Below are 18,516 nucleotides of genomic sequence, written 5' to 3'. Positions count from 1 at the left end.
TTTCTTTGCGATATATTTACGCACGATGGAAAAAATTCTTATTATCGATTTCGGTTCACAATACACTCAGTTAATTGCACGCAGGGTGCGTGAATTGCATATTTATTGTGAAATTTATCCTTTTCATAAATACCCCGCGCCAGATGAAAGCGTGAAGGGTATAATTTTGTCGGGCAGCCCCTATTCTGTGCATGATAATGATTTCGCTGATATTGATCTTCAGCATCTGTTGGGCAGATATCCTGTATTGGGTATTTGTTATGGTGCTCAACTGATTGCTAAAAAGACGGGCGGCGATATATTGCGCGCCAGGAAAAGGGAATATGGGAGAGCGATGCTGCACCTTTTAGATTTAGATGACTTATTTGTCGAAGGGATTGCAGAAGATTCACAGGTTTGGATGTCCCACGGTGATACCATTGCTACACTGCCCGGAATATTTGAAGTAATTGCAAACTCGGACAGCATTGAAATTGCTGCTTATAGAAGCAGTAAGGATTCGCTTGAGCATCCAGTATATGGTCTTCAGTTTCATCCGGAAGTTAATCATTCGGCAGAAGGTAAAAAATTACTGTATAACTTTTGTGTTCGCATTTGTAAATGCAACCCAAACTGGACACCGGAGTCCTTTATTAGCAGCTCGGTGACTGACATTCGTGAAAAGGTTGGTGACGACCATGTGATGTTGGCGTTATCAGGCGGCGTTGATTCTACGGTAGCAGCAGGACTACTTCATCAGGCTATTGGCCGCAACCTTTTTTGTTTTTTTGTCAATAACGGATTGTTGCGCAGGAATGAATTCGATCAGGTATTGAACACTTATAAACAAATGGGGCTTAATATTGATGGTGTTGATGCAAGTGCAAGGTTTGTAAATGCATTGACGAATGTAACGGACCCCGAGTCAAAAAGAAAAATTATTGGCGAGCAGTTCATCAGGGTGTTTGAAGAGGAAGCTCAGAAATTTGATGGAATAAAATGGTTGGCGCAAGGTACCATCTACCCTGATGTGATTGAGTCTGTTTCAGTGCATGGCCCGTCGCAAACAATTAAAAGTCATCATAATGTTGGTGGACTGCCAGAAAAAATGCATTTGAAAATTATAGAACCGTTACGTTCATTATTTAAGGATGAGGTTCGGAATGTTGGCGCAGAACTGAAGATTCCTCCAGAGATTTTAAACCGCCATCCCTTTCCAGGCCCCGGGCTGGCGATCAGAATTGTAGGCGCTATTACCCCTGAAAAAATCCTTTTGTTACAGCAAGCTGATGATGTTTTTATTTCAGCATTGAAGAAACATGGTCTCTACGATAAAGTGTGGCAGGCAGGTGCTATCTTGCTTCCTGTGCAATCGGTTGGTGTCATGGGTGATGAACGCACCTATGAAAATACAATTTGCCTCAGGGCTGTTGAATCAACGGATGGCATGACTGCAGACTGGAGTCATCTGCCTTACCAGTTCCTGGCATCGGTTTCCAGTGAGATCATTAATAACATTAAAGGGATTAACCGCGTAGTATATGACATCAGCTCCAAACCGCCTGCTACCATTGAATGGGAATAATTTTTTGCCCGTATTATTTACTTTTCTTGCCTTATCTACTACCACTCCCCTGCCACTAAGTCAAACAAAAGCGAGTGTTCCAGTTAAAAATTTTCATGCTTTTTTTTTACCAGCGTCTTCAAGAAAAACACGACCTGCTGAAGCAGATAGCCTCTTTAAACGCAAGCATGCATTTACCATTGCGATACTCCTGCCTTTCGGGAGCAGTAAAGTCTTTATTAATGATCTGGATGATCCATCCGGCTATTATTTTCCGGAACAGAGCCAGCTTTCTGTAGAATATTACCAGGGCGCCATTATCGCTCTGGATTCATTGCGTAACCAAGGCCTCGATGTCAAATTGCTTGTGCGTGATATTGGGTTGGATACAAGCCAGCTAAGACCTGTTCTTGAAGATCCGGTCTTCGATTCTGTGGATGTTATGATAGGACCTATTGGCAACAGTGGTTTACGGATGACATGTGAATTCTCCAGGAATAAAGGGCTATGGCTGATTTCTCCATTCTCAGTGGCCACCAAAGGACTTTTGCCGAATCCTTACTACATACTTGCAAACGCGACACTAGAGTCGCATTGTGAAAAGATATACAAATATATAAGCCAAAGAAGTTTTGGTAAAAAAATATGCCTCGTTTACAGAAAGCAGCCGGGAGACCTGGAGCTTGTGAACTATTTTAAAGGCTTCTGTCGACAACTTCAGGATAGCAATAAGATTGCATTGCAATTTCTTGAAATCAATGACAGCAGCACAATTAAGTACACGCAGATCCGTGATGCACTAAGCGATTCCGAAAGGAACCTAATTGTAATACCCTCAAATGATGAGTCTTTTGTGAAGTTGATTATGAAGCAGCTTGACGGGCTAACCAATGAATATCTTATGGATGTTTTTGGAATGCCGACATGGATAAATTTTAATCATATTCCTAAGGATCAAATGGTTAATGTTTCCACTCATATCACCCAAAATTTCTGGCTTGATAAGTCTGCACCTCAAGTCGTAAAATTCAAAGATGCTTATGCAATGAAATTTAATATGAATCCTACCGATTATGCAGTAAAAGGGTATGATCAGATGATGTATTTCGGGGGATTGCTGTTGCAGCAGGGAACTGATTTTACAGGAGCATTCCATAAAGCAGGTGTTCCTGAACTGGCGGAATCTTTCTCCATTGTGCCTGTAATGAAGGATGACAGCAGCAATCTTATACTGTACAACGAAAACAAATCAGTTATCATGCTTCAATACACAGCTGATTCATTGATTAAGGTGCAAGAATAAATTTGTATTACGTTGATTAAGCGAATAATGCTGCACGATAATAAATTTCATAGCGAAATAGTCAGCTATCAAATATCAACGGTTGCATGAAAGGTAAAGTGATTTTTTTTCTTATAGGATGGCTTCTGCTGGTGATGCCTGAATTCCTTCGTATCTACCTCATCATGCCATTTCCCGGTAGTCAGGAGGCAGATATGGTGACTGTAGCCTATTTCTTCGACTCAAATATTTATGTTTTCAGGATAGCCGGCTTATTTATTTTGGCAGTTCCATTTTATCATCTTCTTTTTTTCAGCCGATGGTTTCTGAAAACCGGTGCACTTTTTCTTTTAGCAATTGCTGTTGCTATTTACTATCTGGCTACCCGCAAAATGCAGGCAGATGTAATGTTTCTGGAAGTAAAGCATAAAATAATGTCAACGGAGGAGAATAACAAAGTAAACCGGCATCAATTAGTAATAGGTGTTACATCAAACGATGAAGCCTCATGCTTTCCAGTGGAAATTATTGCATATCACCACAAAGTACTTGATACGGTTGGTGGCATACCAATTCTGGTAACTTATTGTTCGGTTTGCAGGTCAGGTCGAGTATATAGTCCGGTCGTCAATGGCAATTTGCAAAAATTCCGTCTCGTCGGCATGGATCAATTCAATGCCATGCTGGAAGATTCGGCAAGCCGTACCTGGTGGCGACAAGAAAACGGCGAAGCAGTTGCAGGTCCGTTGAAAGGCATGCACCTCACGGAAATCCCCTCTCAACAAATGACACTGCAGGCCTGGCTTACCGAGCATCCTGCAACTACGATCATGCAAGCGGATCCGGATTTTATAAAGGAATATGCCTCACTTGAAGGCTTTGGTGAAGGGTCGATTTCAAACAACCTTGAGGGAACCTCCCACGCTTCCTGGCAATCAAAATCATGGGTGATTGGGATTGTTTCCGGCCAACAAGCCCGCGCTTATGATTGGATCGGTTTGAAATCCGAGCTTCTTATCAATGATACTTTGGACAATACTCCACTTTTAATTGCCATTGAGCGAGATATGATGTCTTTTCATGTTTGGGACAGGCGTGTAGATGGCCAAACGCTGGAATTCATCAAGAAAGATTCATCAAATTTTTTTTATGATCTGGCTACCGGTTCAGCATGGAATTATTCAGGAGTCTGTATTGCAGGCACCTTAACCGGAAACCGCCTTAAAAACATATCAGCCTACCAGGAATTCTGGCATTCGTGGCGCACTTTTCATCCAGGAACAACGCGATATGAAATTCATTAATCTTGCCTGTAAAGTGCGAATTTGATTATCAAGCATTGTATGTATGATGATATTAAAGAATGAAGCAACGCGAGTTCACATCAATTATTGATTGAAAAGGTTGATCTTAAAGCAAACGTATTATGGAAATGCTTTGATTATATTAAGAAGCATTTCCTTCCTTCTCTCCACAGCCGACTGAGCCTATTAGATATTTACACAACTTCCCTTATGATACGTATTGGGTGCAAATGCTGAAAACAAATAACCGAATAACAAAAAAAAATCCCGGGTGACCGGGATTTTTCATAAGGATGAACAATCAATGAATCATCAGCGAAGTCTTAAATTCCTTGCTATCGGTTTTGATACTGACAAAATAAAGTCCTGCCGGAGCTTCATTAAGTGCAATTTGAACCTCATTGATACCTGCAACAGATTTCAGTTGTGTTTCGTAAATGACCTGGCCATACATGTTCTGAACATTAATATTGACTTGAGCATTTTCAATTGAGCTGTTGTAATTAACTGTGAAAACTCCTGAAGATGGATTAGGGAATACCCTGAATGAGGCTTCCATTCCGGCATCTCCGGCTACCTTGAAATATTTGGTTTCCCAGATTATTGATGATGACCAGGCGGAGTTATTAGCGCCACAATCGGTAGCAACCTGTGCCTCATAAAGCGTTGCCGCAAACAGACCGGTAAGATTAATATTGCTGGTGGGAGAAGTCAGGGAAATCCAGTCAGGATCACCGAATGCACGGTATTGAAAAAGATAACCTGTGGCACAAGTGGTATTTGCCCAGTCGAGAGCAGAAGTTGTCAGTCCAATATCAGTTACTATGAAGCTACCTGGTGCCTGGCAGGTTGTCGTGCTGGCAGTAATTTTTGCCCAATCACTCTTTTCTCCGTTGGCGCATTGATTACGAACCTGGAAATCGTAGCTGGTGGATGAGTTAAGTTCATTAAAGGTGTAGCTTGTTGCCGTTCCTGCATCATAGGTAGAAGACCATGTACCGCTGCCGGTTACTCTGTACTGCACCTTATAAGAAGCAGCAGTAGATGATGCTGCCCAATTGAGGGTTGCTGAACAAGCGGTCAACCCTGTTACGGAAAGACCATTCGGTTTAGGATTAATAGCGACTTTATTTTGCGCCTGAGATCCGGTAACAGCCGGATTACTGCCCACTACTCTTACCCGGTATTTATTGCTGGAAGGCAAGCCTGCAGGTAGCGTGCAGGAAATATTTCCACTGGTGGTTTTCGCAATTGAGCCTATTACTGTTGGCGATGTAAAATTCCCATCCTTATCACTGAGTTCTGCTGTGAAGACATTACCCGGATTAAACGCACCACTAACAATATAACCGACTGTTGTGCTTGTGCCTGCACAGAAAGGGCCGTTCAGCACTTTCTTGGTGCTTATGGACAGCTGTGCGAAAGACTGTAAACCGGTGAATGCAAAGACAATTAATGAAAGAAGAATTTTTTTCATGAGACAGATTGGTTTTGGTTAAATGTTTTCAAAATTATAAAGAAAATACAACGGAGAAAATTTATTATTCCTGCCAAGATCTGCAATATGCTCATGCCGGTGCCCTTTAAAGCCGGGTCTTTCAAATATCTTGCGCATCTAAATACCCGGGAACTGATAAAAACTGTTTACTAACTATCTTCCAATACTTGTCGTAGAGACAAAAGATCCGAGATGATTTAAGAATGCGCTGAAAGCCGCATTCCACACCCAGAAAAAGGGTATCATGACTGCCGGCAAACCAATTCTCAAAATTCACTTAATTTGCAGCGCTTTTTGAGAACATCCACGGGTATTACTTCATCAGTTTCAGTGCATAAAAAAAGTGCACGGAGACTATGCGAAACAGGTTAACCTTTGCAAGAAAAGCACAAATCCGATATTTTGCCTTACATAACCAATCCATGAGCAGCTGCATATGAGTTCTTTTTCCAGGTTCTTTTTGTCCGCAATTTTGAGTTTTCTCTTCCTGAGCAGTGCTTTCGCACAATACCGGTTTACATCGCCTGAGCCGAATAGTATCAACCACAATCCGGAAACCAATATTATTCTCAAGTCGGCGGAAAATGTGAATGAAAAGTCGCTTAAGATTTCTTTGGTGAAAATTACCGGATCAATAAGCGGTGATCATACCGTCCGTATCGTTCTGTCAAGCGATCAAAAAACAATCCTGTTATTCCCGGTTGAGCCGTTTGCTTTTGCTGAATCTGTTAATGTGTCAATAGAGCGCGGATTTGAAACAGCAGGCGGCAGCGTCATAGATGGCACTGCATTCACCTTTAAAATACACCCTGTAAGATCGCCGGAAACAGCGGAAGCAATCAGTAAAGCGCTTCAACATTGCCATGAAGAAGAATATGGAATCACTGAGGATACCCAATCCGCGTTTCAGAAAAGCCCACCTGAATGCTTTTTTCCTGAAACAGAAATCATTTCAAGCGGCAATGAATATGTTGCCCCGTTATTTATGCGTAATCAACGATTGAATGACAATATCTGTTTTGCACGGCAGATCATGGGTAATAACGGAGATTCTATTTACGCGGAATTTGATGAGATGGCCGGCATTGATTTTAAAATCAATCAAAACGGATACCTGACTTACTTCGATAAAAGTGACAGTTCGTTTGCCATGATGGATTCAGGTTATAACCTTGTCAAAAAATTCTATATGGGCAATGGCTATCCATGCGACGAGCATGATTTTCTGGTATACCCTGATGGTCATGCTTTCCTGATGTGTTACGATGCACAGATTGTGGATATGTCTCTGATAGTTGCAGGAGGCCAGGTGGATGCTGTAGTACTGGGACTGGTGCTGCAGGAACTAGATGAAGCCGGTAACGTGATTTTCCAATGGAGAAGCTGGGATCACCTTGAAATTACAGATGCTGTGGATAACTATGTCAATCTAACCCTTTCTGAAATCGACTATGTGCATGGCAATTCCATCGACATTGATACAGACGGTAACCTGCTGGTTTCCTGCCGACACCTTAGTTCCATATTGAAGATTAATAAATCAACCGGTGAAATCATGTGGCAACTGGGAGGAGAAAACAATGATTTTTCCTTCACAAATGAAACAGGCGTCAATCATTTCTTTTATCAGCATCACTTTCGCCTTCTGCCCGATGGTAATTATTCGATGTTTAACAATGCAAATTACCAGGTGCCGCAGGCTTCTTCGGCAAAGATTTATTCTCTGAATCAATCAGCAAAAACTGCAACCCTTGTTTGGGAATATGTACATCCTAAAGTAGTAGGATATAATCAGGCATTTGATTACTACGTGTATGGCAGAGCAATGGGTAATGTTCAGCTATTACCTAATGGAAACTGGCTGATCGGCTGGGGCCTGTTGACTAATACCCACCTGGCACCATTCCCGAATATTACTGAAGTAGACAGTGCAGGTAATATTGTTTGGGAAATGCGCTACACCGACAGCACCCTGGTAACATACCGTGCATTTAAGTTTGACTTCATCCGTTGCGGATATATTGCAGACAGTTCATTGATGGCTACCTACGTTGGATACGATTCGGTTGATCTGGCCTGGGACAATTCCAACAATGCAACCTCCTATATATTCCAATACAGACTCTCTGGCGCTCCTGACTGGATAACTATACCACTGGAAACCAATTTCATATCGCTGAATGGCCTGCTTCAGCAATCGGTGTATGAATGGCGGGTGCAAAGTATATGCGAAGCGTACAATGATTCATCAGCGATCACTGATATTCATGTGTTCAACACGATCTTTAATGGAATTCATTCCGTGCCATCAGCTGGTATGGGCCTTATCATATACCCTAACCCCGCGACGGATGTCACCAACCTGAGCCTTTTAATTCCTGAAAGCGGTAGTTTTAAACTCCTCATCACCAATCTAGTTGGTGAAAAGGTTTTTGAAGAGCAAATAACAATCAGCGCCGGAAAAAAAGTATTGCCTTTAATGCTAAACAATTGGACGCCGGGAATGTATTCAATTCAAATATCCGGCAGCCATGCTGTAATAACACGTCCATTACTGATTCATTAGAAAAGTGAAAATTCCATTTAGATTTTGTTTCATCATCAAGAGCGTTAAGAAGCTAACACCTCCATAAAATCCAAAAGAATGAAAATAACGGTTGCATTCTTCGTACTGGCAATGTCCATACAATTTGCTTTCGCGCAATTTACTTACGTGAGCCCAATGCCGGGATCTGTTTACCATAACCCTGAAACTAACATCATCCTGCTCAACGGGCAGTTGATTGATGAGGCTTCTGTACAGGGAAACAACCTCCTTACCATTGTAGGCTCTGTAAGCGGCAACCATACGTGGAAGGCACGCCTTTCCGACGATCACAAAACGGTTGTCATCCACCCTGTTCCGGTCTTTGCTTATGATGAAAATGTGTATGTGGTGGTGAGCAACAATCTGAAGACGGTGAATGGAGATGCGATTAGCGGAATTTCCTTCAGTTTTCAAACACGCAAAGAAGTGACCCCGGAGCAGAAGGCTTTGTTCAGCCAATACCGGTTGGAAGATTTCAAGGAATCATTCGGATATGATCCTATCACTGATCCGCAGCCGGAATTATTTGAGACGCCTGATTCATTTCCCTCATTTGTTATTAACGTAAATAACAACGCTGCTCCCGGCCGTATTTTTTTCGGCACACAGCAGGAACTTGATGAAGAGGACACTAATTCATTCCCAACCATTATAGAAAATGACGGCACTCTCTATTGGGCGCGTGACGAGGGAAAAGATGGACATGACTTCAAACTCAATGAAAGCGGCTACCTCAGTTATTACAGTTATGCTTATGCCTGGTGGAAGATATTGGATTCAAATTTTAACGAGATAGATTCCGTTCAATGTGGAAACGGTTATGAAGCAGAAACCAATGGCCATGATTTTCAAATGTATGCTGACGGCCATTACTTTGTGCAAGCCTTCAATGACCAGATTGTGGACATGACTGCTTACGGAGGATTTCCGAATGCTACTGTCAAGGGATATATCTTACAAGAACTGGACACAAATAAAGATGTCATCTTCCAATGGAGAAGCTGGGATCACTTTCTATACACCGATGCCAACCAGTGGACTCCGCTGACGAATGCCAAGGTTGACTATGTGCATGGCAATGCCTGCAGCAGGGATTTGGATGGCAATGCCATTATTTCCTGCCGGAATATGGATGAAGTCACAAAAATCAACCGTCAGACTGGCGATGTTATCTGGCGGATGGGTGGTGAAAACAATCAATTCACCTTTGTTGACGATAATATCCCGCAGCATTTCAGCCAGCAGCATGATGCGCGCAGGATTCCTAATGGGAATATAACACTGTTTAACAATGGCAATAAGCTGCCGCCTGAAATCAGCAGTGCAAAAGAGTACCATCTAGATGAAGTGAACAAGATCGCCACGCTCGTTTGGTATTATGAGCATCCTGACGTTGGTAATAATCATGTTTTCGGCAGGGCCAGCGGCAATGCGCAAAGGCTGCCCAACGGCAATACTATGATTTGCTGGGGAACTATCTACTGGAACAAGAATATCCCTTCAATGACGGAAGTTGATTACAATAAAAATATTACCTGGGAAATGACTTTTGATACAGCTGGCATAAAGAGTTACAGAACTTATAAGTTTGATTTCGTTCGTTGCTCAGTACCGGCTGACAGTTCCTTAACATCAACCTTCATCACTGAGGATTCCGTTTTACTTACATGGGGTGATGCCAATAACTCTTCCTCTTACATTTTCCAGTATAAATTAGCTACTGAACCTGATTGGACTTCAATTGAAACACCAGATAATTTTATCGCACTTAACAACATTATTCCTGAAGTTACTTACGACTGGCGTGTGAAGACCATCTGCGAAAAATTTACAGATACTTCCGCCATTTCAGCCGTTCATCAGTTCAACTCAATTCCAACCGGGACATCAGATTTGACAGAAGACTTTGCATCCGTTTCACTATATCCAAATCCGGCAACAACCACTACAACACTGGAAATCATTTTGCCCGAAAGTGATATTGTGAGACTTTCTGTGATTGATCTGCTGGGGAAAGTGGTTCATTATGAAGAATTTAAGGCTTTGGCTGGCAGTAACCTGCATGCCATTAACCTGTCGGGCCTGTCTGGCGGAATATATAGCTTAAAGGCAGTTTCAGGCACTCATACCGGAATGCAGCAACTGGTCATACACTGAAAACCGGTCATTGCACAAATGCAAACCGAACCTGAACAGCGAATTGGCATTCGGCTAAGCTTAATCAGTATGAGTGACTGAATGTTTCATGCTGATTAATTTTCCTGTATTTTTCCAGCCATCAAATAACCCATTCGCTTTATGAACAGAATTGCTACTACTCTGCTATTATGCTTTTTCTCCATTGGCATCTGCACAGCTCAATTCAGCTTTATCAGCCCTGTGCCGGGATCACAGTATCACAACCCGCAAACCAATATCATTCTCAACAGCGGCAAAGTAATCGAACTTGCAACTGTCGGTGATAACCAATTACTGACTATTGCTGGATCAGTTACCGGCATGCATACCTGGAAAGCCAGGCTATCAGATGACCAAAAGACGATAGTTATTCATCCCGTGCCGGAATTTGCATATGGCGAAACTGTTTCTGTCACGGTTTATCCGGTATTAAGAAGTGCTGATGGTGGAAAAATCAATGGCACTTCTTTCACCTTTTCCATCAGGAATGCCATATCACCCGAGGAAGCAGAGCGTTACAAACAAAGCCGGCTGGATAATTTTATTGAATCGTTCGGTTACGACCCAACCATAAACACCGAAAAGGGATTTTTCGAAACACCTGACTCCTTTCCCACCTTTGTTATCAATGTAAATAACAATGCCTCACCCGGCAGGATTTTCTATTGCAATCAGAATGAAAATGATCCAGACGATACCAATTCCTTTCCGACAATTATTGAAAATGACGGAACACTGGTTTTTGCCCGTGATGAAGTCAGCAGTGGACATGGTTTTCAGCTCAATCACAATGGTTACTTATCATTTTTTCAGTACAATAATTCTTTCTGGAAAATACTCGATTCCAATTATAATGAGATCGATTCCGTGCAGTGCGGTAATGGTTATGAAGTGGAAACAAACGGGCATGATTTCCAGATCTTCCCCGACGGGCACAGCCTGGTTATTGCATATGATGATCAGACAATAGATATGACGGCCTATGGCGGGAGCCCGGTGGCTGATGTAAAGGGCTTAATCGTGCAGGAACTGGATGCCAGCAAAGAAGTGATCTTTCAATGGAGAAGCTGGGATCATTTCCAGATAACGGATGCCAATCAATTTACGCCCCTCACCAATAGCCAGGTAGATTATGTTCACGGCAATGCCGTGGAAAGAGACTTTGACGGAAATCTTCTCATTTCCAGCCGCAGCATGGATGAAGTGACAAAAATCAACAGGCAAACCGGTGATATTATATGGCGAATGGGCGGAGAAAACAACCAGTTTACTTTTGTGAATGATAATATTCCAGAGCACTTTCGCCAGCAACATGATGTAAGAAGAATTGCTAACGGCAATATCACGATTCTGAACAACGGGAACTACCTGCCTAACCAGATCTCCAGTGCCAAAGAATATCAGCTGGATGAAGTAAATAAAGTGGCTACGCTCATTTGGTTTTACGAACATCCGGATGTTAACGGAAATAAGGTTTTTGCACGTGCCTCGGGAAATGCGCAACGTTTGCCTAACGGAAACACTATGATCAGTTGGGGAACCATTGTGTTTGATAAGGGGATACCCAATATGACGGAAGTTGACATGAATAAGAATATTGTCTGGGAAATGACTTTTGACGAATCAGGCCAGAAGAGTTACAGGACTTTTAAGTTTGACTGGAATCCCTGCAGCCGTGTTTCTGCTTTCACTATGAAGGCAACGAAGAAACCGGATAAAATGATCTTAAGCTGGCAGCCTGCTACAGGTGCCATCAGCTACCTGGTCAATTACCGTCCGGTCGGATCATCCGCCTGGATATCCAAGAACATCAAAGCGCCAAAAATTAAAATATTGGGATTGCTGCCGGCAACAACTTATGAATGGAATATTAAGACCATTTGTCATAAAGCTCCATTGGTGACTTCAACCATTTCGGAAACAAAAACATTTGTTACCCCGCAGAGAAACGCGGGCGAGTTAACTGTTGAGCCATTACCTTCGCTCAGCGTATATCCTGTTCCTGCCAGCGATGTATTGCATGTTGCATTTGACTGCAATAGGGAAAAAGCGACTATCCGGATTAGCAATATGATTGGACAACTCATGTATGAACAGACGATTGCCGGGGACGATGAAAGTGGAATATCCATTGATGTTTCAAAGTGGACTAAAGGATTTTACCTCGTTGATGTGATCGGTAATTCAATGCATGAATCGAGGAAAATTATTATCGAATAACACTGTGAGGCGGCTTCAGCTCGGATCTTTGATGTATCCATACATTGCTGGTGTTACCATTTGCATTATAATTTAACCGAGACGCGCATGATTGCCGCTACGCCTTTGCCGCCATATTTCGCTGTAATTTTTACCTCTCTATTAACGGAACATGATCCAGCCTATGAAGCTATGGCGGAGAAGATGGCATTGCTTGCGGCCCTGCAGCCCGGCTATCTAGGCATGGAGACTGCCCGCGAAACAACCGGAATTACTGTTTCATACTGGGAAAACCTGCAAGCCATCAAAGCCTGGAAGCAAAACAGTGAGCATCTGTATGCACAAAATATGGGGAAGTCTGCATGGTATGCCGCCTATAAAGTCCGGATTTGTAAAGTGGAATTAGAATATGGATTTGAAATGGAAATGCAGCGTGGCTGACGGAAAACATTTTTTCAGACAGCTTGCCGTTTTTTAATCCAAATTATAAAGGCACTTCAATTTGATTCTTGCAATGCTTTGCTGGTCAGAGGAAGACAATGCAGCGAAGAAATACGGAAGGTGACTTTAATTGTGCTCTTTAATTTTCATTATTAAAATATAGCCATCAGGATATTGACCCGGCTGCGTTTCAATATTCTGTTCTTCTTTATAAATCAGCCCGATATTCTTCGCATATTTTTCCTGGTAAAAAATTGTTTGAATTGCATTGATATCCTTGTGCTGCGTAACCGTTACCACTGAATCAAAGGTGGAGTTATTCACTTCGAGTGAAATGTTTACATCCGTATATTGATAGTCCCAATCCGCCAGGTAAACTAATGGACTATCGGTGTCAATCTTGCTGTTGCCTTTCCATGTTTTATTCAGCAGTACAGGGAAATTCATTTTCACAAAAAGGAGATTCTCCTCCACCTTTTCCGCTGTATTACCAGTAAGTTTGGCAGACCAGATATCGGTGATTATCCAAGGATCAGCCGGTAAATTTCTTCTGCTGCGGATAATTCTGTATGCCTGCTGATGGGCGGCATCCATGTAAGGAGAATCAACCTGTTCCATTAATTCAAAATGTGTTGTATCTGTAGTATCAAAAAAGTTACTGATTACTATAGAATCCACTTCATAGATTATGTACTTGCCTGTCGTCAGCGGGAAATAACTTTGATCGACCGGCAATGGCGCTATGGAAGATTTCTTGCAGGATGAATAGGCAAAGACCAAGCAACAAGCCGAGATGCATAGCAAGATAGTTAAAACAGGATACCGCTTGCGTTTTTCAACCATGGTCTTTTTCTTCAATATAGAAAGCTTGAATGAATGATACCACCACCAATAACATCATCACCTTCATAAAACACTGCCGATTGTCCCGGTGCTATGCCTTTCACCTCTACGTTAAATTCAACCTTTATTTTTCCGTTTGCGCTATAAAGCCTGCAAGGTGTGCCGGCATCTTTGTAGCGCACTTTTGCAATTGCTTGAAACCCATCCGGTACAGAGGCATATTTCTGCAGGTTAATGCCACCTACTATCATACCACTACGGCGGAGTGCTTCCTCCTCTCCTAATACGACGGTATTCGTCTCGGCAATGATGTCTGTAACAAACATAGGCTTGCCCAATGCAATGCCAAGGCCTTTACGCTGTCCGATGGTATAAAAAGGATAACCTTCATGTGTACCAATCACCTCACCCTGTACAGTAACGAATTTTCCGCCTTGCACCTTTTGCTCTAAGCCAGGCACTCTTCTCTTTAGGAAGCTTCTGTAATCATTATCGGGTATAAAGCAGATTTCATACGATTCACTCTTCTTTGCCAGATCAGTATATCCCCATTCCGTGCACATCTTTCGGATATCCTTTTTATGGAATCCACCTAACGGGAAGCGGCTGATGGCCAGGTTTTCCTGTGCAAGGCCCCATAATACATACGATTGATCTTTCCAGGTGTCAACCCCTTTGGAGACAACATAGCGCCCATTTGCTTCGCGTAGCTGCGCATAATGGCCGGTGGCAATAAATTCGCAATCCATCTGCCTGGCCCGCTTTATCAGCGCGGTCCACTTAATATGTGTATTGCACAGCACACATGGATTTGGTGTTCGCCCGGCAATGTACTCTTCCACAAAATTCTCAATGACTGCATCACCGAATTCCTCCCTGATATCAACAATATAATGGGCAAATCCAAGGTCAACAGCCAGTTGCCGCGCATCATTTATGGAGTCGAGGTTACAACAGCCGGTTTCCTTTTTAGAACCGCCGGAGGAAGTGTAATCCCATGTTTTCATGGTGATGCCTACCACTTCATATCCTTCCTGATGCAGCATCACGGCAGCTACTGTGCTGTCGATACCGCCACTCATGGCCACCAGAATTTTACCGTGCTTGCTCATACTCTTAGATTGTTACCGCTGCTCACCAGGCGGCCAAAGATACTACTACTGGGAACACTGAAAAAATCATGGTGAATTAAACCGGATATTCTTCTCAAAAGCTTAAAACGATAGGCAAGAAATTCCGCGATTCATAGCAAGACTGAATACCGGAAATAGCAAAATAATTCAAGCAATCATGCGTAGCAGTTAATTGGTGATCTGGAAAGAATAAAGCAGCCCGTAACCACCCGTTTAATGCCTGTGAAAGTCTTTCATTTAAATGTTTGAATGATTGAAAAGAAGGCACTTTTAGATCTGTCAGCAAAAAAACAAATTTTACAATCTTTACAAGATGAAAAACAGGCCTAAACTGACTATTGGGAGAACCGATAAAATTGATTTGCCTGAATGGGGCATTTTTGATATTGATGCCAAAATAGATAGTGGTGCATATACTTCTTCCATTCATTGTGAAAACATTCATGCCTACTATCAGAATGGAGCGCATGCAGTGCGCTTTACACTATCAGCCGGTGAGAAATCAGTGACACAGCAATGTAAAGTTTACGAAAGCAAGCAGGTTAAAAATTCTTTTGGGCAGGTCGAATACCGCTATCTTGTTAAAACATCCATCTGCCTGTTTGGTAAAAAGTATGTAATTGAACTGGCACTGACAGATCGCTCATCCATGAAATATCCTGTATTAATAGGCAGGAAAGTATTACGGGACCGCTTTGTAATAGATGTCACAAAACGAAATTTATCTTACCAGGAAAAGATGAAAACGCTGAAGATGAACAAACAATCATCAAAAAACAAATAGTATGGGGATACAAAAAATTAAACAAATCCGGTGGTGGCGATGCATGAAATCAGCAATGGCAGCTGATAAAATCATTTTTCAAATTATACCGGAATTGAATTAGCTATGAGAATCGCGATTCTTTCAAGAGATGCCAAATTGTATTCTACCAAACGCCTGCTGGAAGCCACTCTTGCAACAGGGCATGAACCGGTATTGCTGGATCATACCAAATGTTATGTGTCTATAGAGAAAGCAAAGCCATCCATTCATTTTGGCGGGAAAGAAGTAGTAAACATTGATGCTGTAGTACCCAGAATTGGTGCTTCCGTAACATTCTACGGAACTGCTATTGTGCGGCAATTTGAGATGATGCGTATTTTCTCGGCCAATGAATCACAAGCTATTGTAAGATCGAGGGACAAACTCCGGAGTCTGCAGTTGCTCTCCCGTGCAGGCATTGGCATACCCAAAACCGTATTTGCCGACAATCCGAGGAACGTGGATGACCTGATTAAGATGGTGGGCGGAACGCCCCTGGTCATAAAATTACTGGAAGGTACGCAAGGCATCGGCGTGGTATTGGCAGAAACTGACCGTGGTGCCAGGTCAATCATTGAAGCCTTTCTCGGGCAGGACATCTACATCCTGGTACAGGAATTTATCAAAGAAGCAGATGGTGTTGATATAAGGGCTTTTGTAATTGATGGGCAGGTAGTAGGTGCAATGCAGCGGCAGGGACGTGCCGGTGAATTCCGGTCAAATCTACATCGCGGAGGTTCCGGTACGGTTGTGCAATTGTCTGCCGATGAAGAACAATCGGCCATTCAGGCAGCCGAAGTTTTGGGTCTTAAGATTGCAGGTGTTGACTTACTGCGTTCGGCACGTGGCCCATTGATACTTGAAGTAAATTCTTCTCCCGGCCTGAAGGGAATCGAACAGGCCACCGGTGTAAATATTGCGGGAAAGATTATTGAATTCGTTTCACTTCATGCAAAAAGAAAAGAAGTGGAGGATAAAATAGGAATCTGAAGAACGCAGCACTAGCTCAATTCGAAATAACAATCTTCTCACGGTAGATTTTGCCGTCTTCGGCAACTATGATAAGGTAAATGCCGGGAGACAATCCATCAGTTGGCATTTTCCAGTTATTCTCCCCCGCAATGCAGTTTACTGCAGTTCTCTTACAAATAATACCTTGAGAAGAGATCAGATAATATTCAGCATTGCCTGATTTTAATGCATTGAAGGAGATGGAAACTGTTTTGCCGGAAGTTACTAATCCGGGGAATACGTGGAGGCCGGTGTAAATGGGATCAACTGTATTTACACCTGTACCCAAGATGGTGAAGAATGTTTCTTTAGGAGACCATTCAGTACAGGTATATCCATCTTTTAAGGGAATCACGCGCCAGTTGTATTTCTTGTTTGGTTCGAGGCCAGTTGTGAATGCCGTGCCATGCACGATGAGATCCGTTTCAGTTGGTTCAGAGCCAAACGTTGGGGCTCTTGTTACTTCCAGGTGATAGTAGTCGGCACCGGCTACAGGTTCCCATTTGAATTCAACAAAATCATGTGGCACATCATTTACGGAATCAATAGGATAAGTCAGCTGCACCACACCGGTTATCGGTGAAATATCAGGTGCCGGATGGTTTAGCAGGTAAGCACGTTCATTTGTGAGATTATAATTCATCGCAGCTATTTGTTCATTGCTGAATCGGGTCTGGCAATTATCATAAGAATAGCTCATAAACAATGTTTCATCCGGATCATACTCATCACCATTTGCATCTGTATCGGAACCAGTATACGGACAATTCCAACGGTAATCCAGGAAGTCGGCTCTTGTATCACAAAAAAGATCACCTGCATAACTGCAATTACTGCCATTCACAAATTCTTCCTGCGTACCTACGATGTCAAAAGGATGTGGCAAGGAAAAATAATGGCCCAGTTCATGCGCCAGCGTTGTGCTTCCCGGAGCATTGCAAGACTTGGCAACGGTAACCGCATCAGGACCATAGGTGTAGTATCCACAATATCCGGCCGGATCGTCAACAATATAGACGTTAGCCACGCCATCAACATTATTCTGATTCATCATCTGATCTCCTGAATTGAAATCATGAACATAGTAGTCGTCGTTATCGATATAATGGATGTCGTTATATACATAAAAATAGATACCGGCATAAGCGTATTTCTCATTTAATTCGCAGAGCAAAGGCCAGATATATGCCAGCCTGTAATGGCCGGATCCGTTACTTTTTCCAACAATATGAAACTGAACAGGAACAAATCGTGCTACCCGTTCCGTTTGCGAAACTGCATATTGTTGTTTATACAGGTTGTACGCAATGAGCCGCGATCTCATATCTTCAGTCAGTGAAGTGCCGCAGGGTTGCTGAGCCCTGGCTGATACAAGAGCAAGCAACAGCAATAGGGATGATAATGAAAATTTCATGGAAAAAAATTTGGTATCCGAACTGAAAGCAAAGGTAGAAAATCATGTAATATCATCGGAAAACTGTTTGCCAGATATTATTGAAGAGAAAGTTGTTGCGTGGCAAGATTCAGCCGGAGAAAAAACAATGGGAATAGCCAGAACTAAAAGATTCATTCGCCTGAAAAATGTCCTTTTGACGCCCCCACGCCGGCTATGACTTCAGAGAAAAATCACCCGCTTACCTATTTCCCTTGATTTTGTTTTCTAATTTAGCGCACATTTTTTTAACGCTAAAT

General features: G+C 42.5%; 14 protein-coding genes. 10 read left to right on the top strand and 4 right to left on the bottom strand.

Annotated features, from left to right (window positions below):
• Positions 1 to 25 precede the first annotated feature (25 nt).
• The 3 genes from guaA to K1X61_15700 all read left to right on the top strand — a co-directional run bounded on the left by guaA (position 26) and on the right by K1X61_15700 (position 4,129).
• The gene (gene guaA, locus K1X61_15710) at positions 26 to 1,564 is read left to right on the top strand and encodes a glutamine-hydrolyzing GMP synthase (GenBank protein ID MBX7110096.1); all 1,539 of its coding nucleotides are present in this window, start codon (positions 26 to 28) and stop codon (positions 1,562 to 1,564) included.
• A complete protein-coding gene (locus K1X61_15705; protein MBX7110095.1) occupies positions 1,521 to 2,846 on the top strand; it encodes an ABC transporter substrate-binding protein in 1,326 nt (441 codons plus the stop codon). The genes guaA and K1X61_15705 overlap by 44 nt, the downstream gene beginning before the upstream one ends.
• 413 nt (positions 2,847 to 3,259) lie before the next feature.
• Positions 3,260 to 4,129 carry a DUF3179 domain-containing protein gene (locus K1X61_15700; GenBank protein MBX7110094.1) on the top strand — a complete coding sequence of 290 codons (870 nt, stop codon included), beginning with the start codon at positions 3,260 to 3,262 and terminating at the stop codon, positions 4,127 to 4,129.
• Between the two features lie 301 nt (positions 4,130 to 4,430).
• Here K1X61_15700 and K1X61_15695 read toward each other — a convergent pair whose 3' ends face one another.
• The gene (locus K1X61_15695) at positions 4,431 to 5,606 is read right to left on the bottom strand and encodes a fibronectin type III domain-containing protein (protein ID MBX7110093.1); all 1,176 of its coding nucleotides are present in this window, start codon (positions 5,604 to 5,606) and stop codon (positions 4,431 to 4,433) included.
• Between the two features lie 493 nt (positions 5,607 to 6,099).
• Between K1X61_15695 and K1X61_15690 the strand changes: the two genes are divergently transcribed.
• The 4 genes from K1X61_15690 (at position 6,100) to K1X61_15675 (ending at position 13,032) form a co-directional block, all read left to right on the top strand.
• Entirely contained in the window at positions 6,100 to 8,193 is a 2,094-nt protein-coding gene (locus tag K1X61_15690) for an aryl-sulfate sulfotransferase (protein MBX7110092.1), read from the top strand.
• A gap of 78 nt (positions 8,194 to 8,271) precedes the next feature.
• Positions 8,272 to 10,371, top strand: a complete 2,100-nt coding sequence (locus K1X61_15685; GenBank protein ID MBX7110091.1) for an aryl-sulfate sulfotransferase — start codon at positions 8,272 to 8,274, stop codon at positions 10,369 to 10,371.
• Between the two features lie 141 nt (positions 10,372 to 10,512).
• Positions 10,513 to 12,612 (top strand): aryl-sulfate sulfotransferase, encoded by a 2,100-nt coding sequence (locus K1X61_15680; protein MBX7110090.1) that lies wholly within the window; start codon positions 10,513 to 10,515, stop codon positions 12,610 to 12,612.
• Between the two features lie 87 nt (positions 12,613 to 12,699).
• Positions 12,700 to 13,032, top strand: a complete 333-nt coding sequence (locus K1X61_15675) for an antibiotic biosynthesis monooxygenase (GenBank protein ID MBX7110089.1) — start codon at positions 12,700 to 12,702, stop codon at positions 13,030 to 13,032.
• A gap of 126 nt (positions 13,033 to 13,158) precedes the next feature.
• On the opposite strand, the gene K1X61_15670 is transcribed toward K1X61_15675, so the two are convergent.
• Positions 13,159 to 13,767 (bottom strand): hypothetical protein, encoded by a 609-nt coding sequence (locus K1X61_15670; protein MBX7110088.1) that lies wholly within the window; start codon positions 13,765 to 13,767, stop codon positions 13,159 to 13,161.
• A gap of 119 nt (positions 13,768 to 13,886) precedes the next feature.
• Complete coding sequence (mnmA, locus tag K1X61_15665) at positions 13,887 to 14,987, bottom strand: tRNA 2-thiouridine(34) synthase MnmA (GenBank protein ID MBX7110087.1); 1,101 nt, start codon at positions 14,985 to 14,987, stop codon at positions 13,887 to 13,889.
• Positions 14,988 to 15,321: 334 nt separating this feature from the next.
• On the opposite strand from mnmA, the gene K1X61_15660 reads away from it, so the two are divergent.
• On the top strand, positions 15,322 to 15,792 hold the full coding sequence (locus tag K1X61_15660; GenBank protein MBX7110086.1) for a RimK/LysX family protein: 471 nt from the start codon (positions 15,322 to 15,324) through the stop codon (positions 15,790 to 15,792).
• A gap of 105 nt (positions 15,793 to 15,897) precedes the next feature.
• A complete protein-coding gene (gene rimK / locus K1X61_15655; GenBank protein ID MBX7110085.1) occupies positions 15,898 to 16,803 on the top strand; it encodes a 30S ribosomal protein S6--L-glutamate ligase in 906 nt (301 codons plus the stop codon).
• Between the two features lie 16 nt (positions 16,804 to 16,819).
• Here rimK and K1X61_15650 read toward each other — a convergent pair whose 3' ends face one another.
• Entirely contained in the window at positions 16,820 to 18,238 is a 1,419-nt protein-coding gene (locus tag K1X61_15650) for a hypothetical protein (protein MBX7110084.1), read from the bottom strand.
• Here K1X61_15650 and K1X61_15645 point away from each other — a divergent pair.
• Positions 18,237 to 18,437, top strand: a complete 201-nt coding sequence (locus K1X61_15645; GenBank protein MBX7110083.1) for a hypothetical protein — start codon at positions 18,237 to 18,239, stop codon at positions 18,435 to 18,437. The genes K1X61_15650 and K1X61_15645 overlap by 2 nt on opposite strands.
• Positions 18,438 to 18,516: the final 79 nt, after the last annotated feature.

The sequence above is a fragment of the Chitinophagales bacterium genome (assembly GCA_019694975.1).
Taxonomy (GTDB): domain Bacteria; phylum Bacteroidota; class Bacteroidia; order Chitinophagales; family UBA10324; genus JACCZZ01.
Note: the sequence above shows the minus strand (reverse complement) of the source record. Positions and strands in the feature narration are given on the sequence as shown.

Bases quoted from the DNA above. Each gene is read 5' to 3' on its own strand.
- mnmA (MBX7110087.1), bottom strand. From the start codon at position 14,987: ATGAGCAAGCACGGTAAAATTCTGGTGGCCATGAGTGGCGGTATCGAC.
- K1X61_15645 (MBX7110083.1), top strand. From the start codon at position 18,237: ATGGAAAAAAATTTGGTATCCGAACTGAAAGCAAAGGTAGAAAATCAT.
- rimK (MBX7110085.1), top strand. From the start codon at position 15,898: ATGAGAATCGCGATTCTTTCAAGAGATGCCAAATTGTATTCTACCAAA.
- K1X61_15685 (MBX7110091.1), top strand. From the start codon at position 8,272: ATGAAAATAACGGTTGCATTCTTCGTACTGGCAATGTCCATACAATTT.
- K1X61_15650 (MBX7110084.1), bottom strand. From the start codon at position 18,238: ATGAAATTTTCATTATCATCCCTATTGCTGTTGCTTGCTCTTGTATCA.
- guaA (MBX7110096.1), top strand. From the start codon at position 26: ATGGAAAAAATTCTTATTATCGATTTCGGTTCACAATACACTCAGTTA.
- K1X61_15700 (MBX7110094.1), top strand. From the start codon at position 3,260: ATGTCAACGGAGGAGAATAACAAAGTAAACCGGCATCAATTAGTAATA.
- K1X61_15680 (MBX7110090.1), top strand. From the start codon at position 10,513: ATGAACAGAATTGCTACTACTCTGCTATTATGCTTTTTCTCCATTGGC.
- K1X61_15705 (MBX7110095.1), top strand. From the start codon at position 1,521: ATGACATCAGCTCCAAACCGCCTGCTACCATTGAATGGGAATAATTTT.
- K1X61_15675 (MBX7110089.1), top strand. From the start codon at position 12,700: ATGATTGCCGCTACGCCTTTGCCGCCATATTTCGCTGTAATTTTTACC.
- K1X61_15660 (MBX7110086.1), top strand. From the start codon at position 15,322: ATGAAAAACAGGCCTAAACTGACTATTGGGAGAACCGATAAAATTGAT.
- K1X61_15695 (MBX7110093.1), bottom strand. From the start codon at position 5,606: ATGAAAAAAATTCTTCTTTCATTAATTGTCTTTGCATTCACCGGTTTA.